This is a genomic window from Paenibacillus ottowii, from assembly GCF_050516475.1.
GTDB lineage: Bacteria > Bacillota > Bacilli > Paenibacillales > Paenibacillaceae > Paenibacillus > Paenibacillus ottowii.
This window is the reverse complement of sequence record NZ_CP191577.1, coordinates 5,508,121-5,518,674: the sequence shown is the minus strand read 5'-3', so window position 1 is coordinate 5,518,674 and position 10,554 is coordinate 5,508,121. Positions and strand designations below refer to the sequence as shown.

General features: G+C 51.3%; 13 protein-coding genes and 1 pseudogene. All 14 read left to right on the top strand.

Annotated elements, in window-relative coordinates; genetic code table 11:
- Positions 1-2: 2 nt before the first annotated feature.
- A pseudogene (locus tag ACQQ6X_RS25565) lies at positions 3-3,782 on the top strand (amino acid adenylation domain-containing protein); the annotation flags it as partial.
- A 14-nt stretch (positions 3,783-3,796) separates the two neighbouring features.
- On the top strand, positions 3,797-4,090 hold the full coding sequence (locus ACQQ6X_RS25560) for a lambda phage CII family protein (protein WP_000251069.1): 294 nt from the start codon (positions 3,797-3,799) through the stop codon (positions 4,088-4,090).
- Between the two features lie 32 nt (positions 4,091-4,122).
- Positions 4,123-5,022, top strand: a complete 900-nt coding sequence (locus tag ACQQ6X_RS25555; RefSeq protein WP_000185505.1) for a replication protein — start codon at positions 4,123-4,125, stop codon at positions 5,020-5,022.
- The gene (locus ACQQ6X_RS25550; RefSeq protein WP_000788910.1) at positions 5,019-5,720 is read left to right on the top strand and encodes a replication protein P; all 702 of its coding nucleotides are present in this window, start codon (positions 5,019-5,021) and stop codon (positions 5,718-5,720) included. The genes ACQQ6X_RS25555 and ACQQ6X_RS25550 overlap by 4 nt, the downstream gene beginning before the upstream one ends.
- Positions 5,717-6,007, top strand: a complete 291-nt coding sequence (locus tag ACQQ6X_RS25545; protein ID WP_000145933.1) for a protein ren — start codon at positions 5,717-5,719, stop codon at positions 6,005-6,007. The genes ACQQ6X_RS25550 and ACQQ6X_RS25545 overlap by 4 nt, the downstream gene beginning before the upstream one ends.
- Before the next feature lie 73 nt (positions 6,008-6,080).
- Positions 6,081-6,521 (top strand): recombination protein NinB, encoded by a 441-nt coding sequence (locus ACQQ6X_RS25540; RefSeq protein WP_000736903.1) that lies wholly within the window; start codon positions 6,081-6,083, stop codon positions 6,519-6,521.
- A complete protein-coding gene (locus ACQQ6X_RS25535; RefSeq protein WP_000611491.1) occupies positions 6,518-7,390 on the top strand; it encodes a phosphoadenosine phosphosulfate reductase family protein in 873 nt (290 codons plus the stop codon). The genes ACQQ6X_RS25540 and ACQQ6X_RS25535 overlap by 4 nt, the downstream gene beginning before the upstream one ends.
- A complete protein-coding gene (gene ninD / locus ACQQ6X_RS25530; protein ID WP_000984218.1) occupies positions 7,387-7,560 on the top strand; it encodes a protein NinD in 174 nt (57 codons plus the stop codon). The genes ACQQ6X_RS25535 and ninD overlap by 4 nt, the downstream gene beginning before the upstream one ends.
- A complete protein-coding gene (locus ACQQ6X_RS25525; RefSeq protein ID WP_000113775.1) occupies positions 7,527-7,709 on the top strand; it encodes a NinE family protein in 183 nt (60 codons plus the stop codon). The genes ninD and ACQQ6X_RS25525 overlap by 34 nt, the downstream gene beginning before the upstream one ends.
- Entirely contained in the window at positions 7,676-7,876 is a 201-nt protein-coding gene (locus ACQQ6X_RS25520; RefSeq protein ID WP_234410023.1) for a protein NinF, read from the top strand. The genes ACQQ6X_RS25525 and ACQQ6X_RS25520 overlap by 34 nt, the downstream gene beginning before the upstream one ends.
- The gene (locus ACQQ6X_RS25515) at positions 7,866-8,480 is read left to right on the top strand and encodes a recombination protein NinG (protein WP_015979261.1); all 615 of its coding nucleotides are present in this window, start codon (positions 7,866-7,868) and stop codon (positions 8,478-8,480) included. The genes ACQQ6X_RS25520 and ACQQ6X_RS25515 overlap by 11 nt, the downstream gene beginning before the upstream one ends.
- Positions 8,477-8,683 carry a phage NinH family protein gene (locus tag ACQQ6X_RS25510; RefSeq protein WP_002901791.1) on the top strand — a complete coding sequence of 69 codons (207 nt, stop codon included), beginning with the start codon at positions 8,477-8,479 and terminating at the stop codon, positions 8,681-8,683. The genes ACQQ6X_RS25515 and ACQQ6X_RS25510 overlap by 4 nt, the downstream gene beginning before the upstream one ends.
- Positions 8,589-9,326: a serine/threonine protein phosphatase gene (locus ACQQ6X_RS25505; RefSeq protein ID WP_425388422.1), complete on the top strand. Its 738-nt coding sequence runs from the start codon at positions 8,589-8,591 to the stop codon at positions 9,324-9,326. The genes ACQQ6X_RS25510 and ACQQ6X_RS25505 overlap by 95 nt, the downstream gene beginning before the upstream one ends.
- Positions 9,323-9,946, top strand: coding sequence for an antitermination protein (locus ACQQ6X_RS25500; RefSeq protein WP_001235459.1), 624 nt, complete (start codon positions 9,323-9,325; stop codon positions 9,944-9,946). The genes ACQQ6X_RS25505 and ACQQ6X_RS25500 overlap by 4 nt, the downstream gene beginning before the upstream one ends.
- Positions 9,947-10,554 lie beyond the last annotated feature (608 nt).

The window sequence follows — 10,554 nt, the reverse complement described above, 5'->3', positions numbered from 1 at the left end:
ATGCGGTGATCCCGATCGGGAAACCGATTCAGAATATCCGTCTGTACATCGTGAAGGAAGGCACGGAGCAATTGCAGCCGATTGGGGTTGCAGGGGAGCTGTGCATCGGCGGTGTCGGCGTAGCCCGGGGGTATCTGAACCGTCCGGAGCTGACGGCCGAGAAATTTGTGAAAGATCCGTTTGCCGGCGGGGAAGCAGGATACGAACGGATGTACCGCACCGGCGATTTGGCGAGATGGATGGCGGACGGAAATATTGAATATCTGGGCCGGATCGACCATCAGGTGAAAATCCGCGGGTACCGGATTGAGCTGGGTGAGGTCGAAACGCAGCTGCTGCAAGTGGATTCGGTACGAGAAGCGGTTGTCATGGCTCGTGCAGACGAAACGGGCCAAAAACACATGGTGGCCTACTATGTCGCGGGACAAGAGCTTGGAGCCAGCGAGCTGAGAAGTGAGCTGGGCCAGGAACTGCCAAGCTACATGGTGCCGTCCTACTTTGTACAGCTGGAGCAAATGCCGCTGAGTCCCAATGGCAAAATCGACCGCAAGGCACTGCCGGCACCAGAAGGCAGCCTGCAAAGCGGAGCCGATTATGTCCCGCCGCGGACGTGGGTGGAAGTGAAGCTGGCACAAATCTGGCAGGAAGCGCTGGGTCTGGCGCAGGTCGGCGTGAAGGAAAACTTCTTTGAGATCGGTGGACACTCGCTGCGGGCAACGACACTGGCCTCGAAGATTCACAAGGAGCTGCACAAGCAGCTTCCATTGCGCAGTATTTTTGAAGCGCCAACGATTGAACAACTGGCAGCTGTGCTGGAAGGGCTGGATCAGGTGGCGTATGCGTCCATTCCGGTAACGGAAGAGCGTAGCTTCTATCCACTGTCCTCGGCGCAAAAACGGCTGTATGTGCTGCATCAGTTCGATCCGCAGGATGTGAACTACAACATGCCGTCGGTGCTGCAAGTGAGCGGTCCGCTGGATGTGAAACGAGTGGAACAGGTATTCCGTCAACTGATCGCCCGCCATGCGACCTTGCGTACTCGTTTTGAGCTGATCGATGGTGAGCCGATGCAATGGATTGAAGACACGGTGTCGTTTGAGGTGGAATATACGAAGGTACAGGCAGAAGGTGCGACTACGGATACAGGTCGGGTCACAACTGATATGTACACCATGGTCAGCAAGGAAGCACAAGAACGGGTGCGGCGATTTGTCCGTCCGTTTGACCTGAAAGCTGCGCCGCTGCTGCGGGTAGGCTTGGTGGATCTGGGCGTATCAGGGGCAGAGCAGGAGGTCCAACATCTGCTTATGCTCGACATGCACCATATCGTCTCGGACGGGGTGTCCATGGAGGTCCTGACCGATGAGTTTGTCCGCTTGTATGGCGGTGAAGAGCTGGCGCCGTTGCGGATACAGTACAAGGATTATGCCGTATGGCAGCAAAGCGAAGCCCATCAGGAATGGATGCAGCGTCAGGAAACGTACTGGCTGAACACCTTCCGGGGTGAACTGCCTGTACTGGATCTCTCTACGGACTTTGTCCGCCCAGCGGTACAGAGTACGGCAGGGGATACGATCGAATTTGTGCTGGAGCCTAAGGTTAGTGAACGCCTGAAAGAACTGGCGGCGCAGACCGGTGCTACCCTGTATATGGTGCTGCTGGCGGCGTACACCACGCTCTTGCATAAATACACAGGTCAAGAGGACATCATCGTCGGCACGCCAATTGCCGGACGACCGCATGCCGAACTGGAAAGTCTGGTGGGTGTCTTCATTAACACGCTGGCGATCCGCAATTATCCGTCCAGCGACAAAACCTTCCTGGATTATCTGCAAGAGGTCAAGGAGCATGCGCTCAGTGCGTATGAGCACCAGGACTATCCGTTTGAAGAACTGGTGGAAAAGCTGAATGTAGCGCGGGATACGAGCCGGAATGCGTTGTTTGACACGATGTTTGAATTGAAAACCTTGGAGCAGCAGGAATTCGAGCTGGAAGGTCTGACCTTGAGTTCCTATCCACTGGACAATCATACAGCCAAATTTGATTTGAGCTTGGAGGCCGTAGAGCAACCGGAAGGTATGCTGTGCAGCCTGGAATACAGCACGGCGCTGTATAAGCCGGAGACCATGATGCGATTAGCCCAGCATTTTGCGGAAATCGTTCGAACTATTGCCGATCATCCGCAGCAGCCACTGGCCGCTTTGAATATGGTCACTGCCGAGGAAAAAGAGCAACTTATCCACGGTTTTGGAGAAGTGGGAGTAAGAGATGTTGCTGCAGGCGAAGCAGGAGCCCTGTTCCATGCCTTGGTGGAAGAACAGGCTCAGCTTGTACCGGATCACGTGGCGGTGGTGTACGAAAAGCAACAGCTGACGTACCGCGAGCTAAATGAGCGTGCGAACCAACTCGCTCGCAGACTGAGAAATGAAGGCATTGGACGCGAGTCGATTGTCGGCATTTGGAGTGAACGCTCGGTGGACATGCTGGTCGGCGTATTGGCGGTATGGAAGGCTGGAGGCGCCTATGTGCCGCTGGATGCAGACTATCCGTCCGAACGGATTCGTTTCATGCTGGAGGATAGTGGTGCGACGGTGCTGTTGACCCAAACGGGATTGCAGGAGGGTGCACAAGCATTGCTGAATGAAAGCCAACGGGCTTTGGGCGATGGAAATGTTAAGGGTGAGCTGGCGACGGCGGTTAACGTTGAAACGATGGAAAGGGACAACCTGAATGAAGGCTTTGGCTTGAAATCAGATTCGAAGTCTGACAGCGAAACGGCATCTGAATCGGCAACAAAGCTGCGTTTGCAAACCATGCTGGCATTAGACGATGAGTCACTGTACACCGGGGATGCCACGAATATCGAGCTGATCAATGAGCCGCAGGATCTGGCGTATGTGATCTACACGTCCGGGACAACCGGACGTCCGAAAGGAGTTATGATCGAGCATCGCAGCTTGGTCAATACGGCTGCGGCGTACCGCCGGGATTATCGTCTGGGCGAATTCCCGGTACGACTGCTGCAACTGGCAAGCTTCTCCTTCGACGTGTTCGTCGGCGATATTGCACGGACGCTTTATAACGGGGGCACGATGGTCATTTGTCCGAAAGACGACCGGCTTGACTTTAGCCGTCTGCACGGATGGATTCGTGATTATCAAATTACGGTGTTCGAATCCACACCGGCCTTGATCGTACCGTTTATGCAGCATGTGCATGAACAGGGACTGGATATGAGCAGTCTGGAGCTGCTGATCACGAGCTCAGATAGCTGCAGCGTGACGGACTACCGGGTGCTGCAAGAACAGTTTGGCGCGGAGATCCGCATCATTAACAGCTACGGCGTCACGGAAGCGGCGATTGACTCCAGCTTCTACGACGAAGAACTGTCGAAGCTGCCAAGCAGCGGCCATGTGCCGATTGGTCAGGCGTGGCTGAACGCACGCTTCTACATCGTGGACAGCCAGCTGAATCCAGTGCCGATCGGTGTACTGGGCGAGCTGTGCATCGGCGGAACTGGGGTCGCACGGGGGTACCTGAACCGTGCGGACCTGACGGCCGAGAAATTCGTAGCGAACCCGTACGTACCGGGTGAACGACTGTACCGTACCGGCGATTTGGCGCGGTGGATGCCGGACGGCCATGTGGACTTTATTGGCCGGATGGATGATCAGGTCAAAATCCGGGGCTTCCGGATTGAACTGGGCGAGGTGGAAGCGCAGCTGCTGACTGTGAATGGGATTCAGAAAGCCATCGTCACCGCCTGGGAAAACGTTATCTAAGGAAATACTTACATATGGTTCGTGCAAACAAACGCAACGAGGCTCTACGAATCGAGAGTGCGTTGCTTAACAAAATCGCAATGCTTGGAACTGAGAAGACAGCGGAAGCTGTGGGCGTTGATAAGTCGCAGATCAGCAGGTGGAAGAGGGACTGGATTCCAAAGTTCTCAATGCTGCTTGCTGTTCTTGAATGGGGGGTCGTTGACGACGACATGGCTCGATTGGCGCGACAAGTTGCTGCGATTCTCACCAATAAAAAACGCCCGGCGGCAACCGAGCGTTCTGAACAAATCCAGATGGAGTTCTGAGGTCATTACTGGATCTATCAACAGGAGTCATTATGACAAATACAGCAAAAATACTCAACTTCGGCAGAGGTAACTTTGCCGGACAGGAGCGTAATGTGGCAGATCTCGATGATGGTTACGCCAGACTATCAAATATGCTGCTTGAGGCTTATTCGGGCGCAGATCTGACCAAGCGACAGTTTAAAGTGCTGCTTGCCATTCTGCGTAAAACCTATGGGTGGAATAAACCAATGGACAGAATCACCGATTCTCAACTTAGCGAGATTACAAAGTTACCTGTCAAACGGTGCAATGAAGCCAAGTTAGAACTCGTCAGAATGAATATTATCAAGCAGCAAGGCGGCATGTTTGGACCAAATAAAAACATCTCAGAATGGTGCATCCCTCAAAACGAGGGAAAATCCCCTAAAACGAGGGATAAAACATCCCTCAAATTGGGGGATTGCTATCCCTCAAAACAGGGGGACACAAAAGACACTATTACAAAAGAAAAAAGAAAAGATTATTCGTCAGAGAATTCTGGCGAATCCTCTGACCAGCCAGAAAACGACCTTTCTGTGGTGAAACCGGATGCTGCAATTCAGAGCGGCAGCAAGTGGGGGACAGCAGAAGACCTGACCGCCGCAGAGTGGATGTTTGACATGGTGAAGACTATCGCACCATCAGCCAGAAAACCGAATTTTGCTGGGTGGGCTAACGATATCCGCCTGATGCGTGAACGTGACGGACGTAACCACCGCGACATGTGTGTGCTGTTCCGCTGGGCATGCCAGGACAACTTCTGGTCCGGTAACGTGCTGAGCCCGGCCAAACTCCGCGATAAGTGGACCCAACTCGAAATCAACCGTAACAAGCAACAGGCAGGCGTGACAGCCAGCAAACCAAAACTCGACCTGACAAACACAGACTGGATTTACGGGGTGGATCTATGAAAAACATCGCCGCACAGATGGTTAACTTTGACCGTGAGCAGATGCGTCGGATCGCCAACAACATGCCGGAACAGTACGACGAAAAGCCGCAGGTACAGCAGGTAGCGCAGATCATCAACGGTGTGTTCAGCCAGTTACTGGCAACTTTCCCGGCGAGCCTGGCTAACCGTGACCAGAACGAAGTGAACGAAATCCGTCGCCAGTGGGTTCTGGCTTTTCGGGAAAACGGGATCACCACGATGGAACAGGTTAACGCAGGAATGCGCGTAGCCCGTCGGCAGAATCGACCATTTCTGCCATCACCCGGGCAGTTTGTTGCATGGTGCCGGGAAGAAGCATCCGTTACCGCCGGACTGCCAAACGTCAGCGAGCTGGTTGATATGGTTTACGAGTATTGCCGGAAGCGAGGCCTGTATCCGGATGCGGAGTCTTATCCGTGGAAATCAAACGCGCACTACTGGCTGGTTACCAACCTGTATCAGAACATGCGGGCCAATGCGCTTACTGATGCGGAATTACGCCGTAAGGCCGCAGATGAGCTTGTCCATATGACTGCGAGAATTAACCGTGGTGAGGCGATCCCTGAACCAGTAAAACAACTTCCTGTCATGGGCGGTAGACCTCTAAATCGTGCACAGGCTCTGGCGAAGATCGCAGAAATCAAAGCTAAGTTCGGACTGAAAGGAGCAAGTGTATGACGGGCAAAGAGGCAATTATTCATTACCTGGGGACGCATAATAGCTTCTGTGCGCCGGACGTTGCCGCGCTAACAGGCGCAACAGTAACCAGCATAAATCAGGCCGCGGCTAAAATGGCACGGGCAGGTCTTCTGGTTATCGAAGGTAAGGTCTGGCGAACGGTGTATTACCGGTTTGCTACCAGGGAAGAACGGGAAGGAAAGATGAGCACGAACCTGGTTTTTAAGGAGTGTCGCCAGAGTGCCGCGATGAAACGGGTATTGGCGGTATATGGAGTTAAAAGATGACCATCTACATTACTGAGCTAATAACAGGCCTGCTGGTAATCGCAGGCCTTTTTATTTGGGGGAGAGGGAAGTCATGAAAAAACTAACCTTTGAAATTCGATCTCCAGCACATCAGCAAAACGCTATTCACGCAGTACAGCAAATCCTTCCAGACCCAACCAAACCAATCGTAGTAACCATTCAGGAACGCAACCGCAGCTTAGACCAAAACAGGAAGCTATGGGCCTGCTTAGGTGACGTCTCTCGTCAGGTTGAATGGCATGGTCGCTGGCTGGATGCAGAAAGCTGGAAGTGTGTGTTTACCGCAGCATTAAAGCAGCAGGATGTTGTTCCTAACCTTGCCGGGAATGGCTTTGTGGTAATAGGCCAGTCAACCAGCAGGATGCGTGTAGGCGAATTTGCGGAGCTATTAGAGCTTATACAGGCATTCGGTACAGAGCGTGGCGTTAAGTGGTCAGACGAAGCGAGACTGGCTCTGGAGTGGAAAGCGAGATGGGGAGACAGGGCTGCATGATAAATGTCGTTAGTTTCTCCGGTGGCAGGACGTCAGCATATTTGCTCTGGCTAATGGAGCAAAAGCGACGGGCAGGTAAAGACGTGCATTACGTTTTCATGGATACAGGTTGTGAACATCCAATGACATATCGGTTTGTCAGGGAAGTTGTGAAGTTCTGGGATATACCGCTCACCGTATTGCAGGTTGATATCAACCCGGAGCTTGGACAGCCAAATGGTTATACGGTATGGGAACCAAAGGATATTCAGACGCGAATGCCTGTTCTGAAGCCATTTATCGATATGGTAAAGAAATATGGCACTCCATACGTCGGCGGCGCGTTCTGCACTGACAGATTAAAACTCGTTCCCTTCACCAAATACTGTGATGACCATTTCGGGCGAGGGAATTACACCACGTGGATTGGCATCAGAGCTGATGAACCGAAGCGGCTAAAGCCAAAGCCTGGAATCAGATATCTTGCTGAACTGTCAGACTTTGAGAAGGAAGATATCCTCGCATGGTGGAAGCAACAACCATTCGATTTGCAAATACCGGAACATCTCGGTAACTGCATATTCTGCATTAAAAAATCAACGCAAAAAATCGGACTTGCCTGCAAAGATGAGGAGGGATTGCAGCGTGTTTTTAATGAGGTCATCACGGGATCCCATGTGCGTGACGGACATCGGGAAACGCCAAAGGAGATTATGTACCGAGGAAGAATGTCGCTGGACGGTATCGCGAAAATGTATTCAGAAAATGATTATCAAGCCCTGTATCAGGACATGGTACGAGCTAAAAGATTCGATACCGGCTCTTGTTCTGAGTCATGCGAAATATTTGGAGGGCAGCTTGATTTCGACTTCGGGAGGGAAGCTGCATGATGCGATGTTATCGGTGCGGTGAATGCAAAGAAGATAACCGCTTCCGACCAAATCAACCTTACTGGAATCGATGGTGTCTCCGGTGTGAAAGAACACCAACAGGGGTGTTACCACTACCGCAGGAAAAGGAGGACGTGTGGCGAGACAGCGACGAAGTATCACCGACATAATCTGCGAAAACTGCAAATACCTTCCAACGAAACGCACCAGAAATAAACCCAAGCCAATCCCAAAAGAATCTGACGTAAAAACCTTCAACTACACGGCTCACCTGTGGGATATCCGGTGGCTAAGACGTCGTGCGAGGAAAACAAGGTGATTGACCAAAATCGAAGTTACGAACAAGAAAGCGTCGAGCGAGCTTTAACGTGCGCTAACTGCGGTCAGAAGCTGCATGTGCTGGAAGTTCACGTGTGTGAGCACTGCTGCGCAGAACTGATGAGCGATCCGAATAGCTCGATGCACGAGGAAGAAGATGATGGCTAAACCAGCGCGAAGACGATGTAAAAACGATGAATGCCGGGAATGGTTTCACCCTGCATTCGCTAATCAGTGGTGGTGCTCTCCAGAGTGTGGAACCAAGATAGCACTCGAACGACGAAGTAAAGAACGCGAAAAAGCGGAAAAAGCAGCAGAGAAGAAACGACGACGAGAGGAGCAGAAACAGAAAGATAAACTTAAGATTCGAAAACTCGCCTTAAAGCCCCGCAGTTACTGGATTAAACAAGCCCAACAAGCCGTAAACGCCTTCATCAGAGAAAGAGACCGCGACTTACCATGTATCTCGTGCGGAACGCTCACGTCTGCTCAGTGGGATGCCGGACATTACCGGACAACTGCTGCGGCACCTCAACTCCGATTTAATGAACGCAATATTCACAAGCAATGCGTGGTGTGCAACCAGCACAAAAGCGGAAATCTCGTTCCGTATCGCGTCGAACTGATTAGCCGCATCGGGCAGGAAGCAGTAGACGAAATCGAATCAAACCATAACCGCCATCGCTGGACTATCGAAGAGTGCAAGGCGATCAAGGCAGAGTACCAACAGAAACTCAAAGACCTGCGAAATAGCAGAAGTGAGGCCGCATGACGTTCTCAGTAAAAACCATTCCAGACATGCTCGTTGAAACATACGGAAATCAGACAGAAGTAGCACGCAGACTGAAATGTAGTCGCGGTACGGTCAGAAAATACGTTGATGATAAAGACGGGAAAATGCACGCCATCGTCAACGACGTTCTCATGGTTCATCGCGGATGGAGTGAAAGAGATGCGCTATTACGAAAAAATTGATGGCAGCAAATACCGAAATATTTGGGTAGTTGGCGATCTGCACGGATGCTACACGAACCTGATGAACAAACTGGATACGATTGGATTCGACAACAAAAAAGACCTGCTTATCTCGGTGGGCGATTTGGTTGATCGTGGTGCAGAGAACGTTGAATGCCTGGAATTAATCACATTCCCCTGGTTCAGAGCTGTACGTGGAAACCATGAGCAAATGATGATTGATGGCTTATCAGAGCGTGGAAACGTTAATCACTGGCTGCTTAATGGCGGTGGCTGGTTCTTTAATCTCGATTACGACAAAGAAATTCTGGCTAAAGCTCTTGCCCATAAAGCAGATGAACTTCCGTTAATCATCGAACTGGTGAGCAAAGATAAAAAATATGTTATCTGCCACGCCGATTATCCCTTTGACGAATACGAGTTTGGAAAGCCAGTTGATCATCAGCAGGTAATCTGGAACCGCGAACGAATCAGCAACTCACAAAACGGGATCGTGAAAGAAATCAAAGGCGCGGACACGTTCATCTTTGGTCATACGCCAGCAGTGAAACCACTCAAGTTTGCCAACCAAATGTATATCGATACCGGCGCAGTGTTCTGCGGAAACCTAACATTGATTCAGGTACAGGGAGAAGGCGCATGAGACTCGAAAGCGTAGCTAAATTTCATTCGCCAAAAAGCCCGATGATGAGCGACTCACCACGGGCCACGGCTTCTGACTCTCTTTCCGGTACTGATGTGATGGCTGCTATGGGGATGGCGCAATCACAAGCCGGATTCGGTATGGCTGCATTCTGCGGTAAGCACGAACTCAGCCAGAACGACAAACAAAAGGCTATCAACTATCTGATGCAATTTGCACACAAGGTATCGGGGAAATACCGTGGTGTGGCAAAGCTTGAAGGAAATACTAAGGCAAAGGTACTGCAAGTGCTCGCAACATTCGCTTATGCGGATTATTGCCGTAGTGCCGCGACGCCGGGGGCAAGATGCAGAGATTGCCATGGTACAGGCCGTGCGGTTGATATTGCCAAAACAGAGCTGTGGGGGAGAGTTGTCGAGAAAGAGTGCGGAAGATGCAAAGGCGTCGGCTATTCAAGGATGCCAGCAAGCGCAGCATATCGCGCTGTGACGATGCTAATCCCAAACCTTACCCAACCCACCTGGTCACGCACTGTTAAGCCGCTGTATGACGCTCTGGTGGTGCAATGCCACAAAGAAGAGTCAATCGCAGACAACATTTTGAATGCGGTCACACGTTAGCAGCATGATTGCCACGGATGGCAACATATTAACGGCATGATATTGACTTATTGAATAAAATTGGGTAAATTTGACTCAACGATGGGTTAATTCGCTCGTTGTGGTAGTGAGATGAAAAGAGGCGGCGCTTACTACCGATTCCGCCTAGTTGGTCACTTCGACGTATCGTCTGGAACTCCAACCATCGCAGGCAGAGAGGTCTGCAAAATGCAATCCCGAAACAGTTCGCAGGTAATAGTTAGAGCCTGCATAACGGTTTCGGGATTTTTTATATCTGCACAACAGGTAAGAGCATTGAGTCGATAATCGTGAAGAGTCGGCGAGCCTGGTTAGCCAGTGCTCTTTCCGTTGTGCTGAATTAAGCGAATACCGGAAGCAGAACCGGATCACCAAATGCGTACAGGCGTCATCGCCGCCCAGCAACAGCACAACCCAAACTGAGCCGTAGCCACTGTCTGTCCTGAATTCATTAGTAATAGTTACGCTGCGGCCTTTTACACATGACCTTCGTGAAAGCGGGTGGCAGGAGGTCGCGCTAACAACCTCCTGCCGTTTTGCCCGTGCATATCGGTCACGAACAAATCTGATTACTAAACACAGTAGCCTGG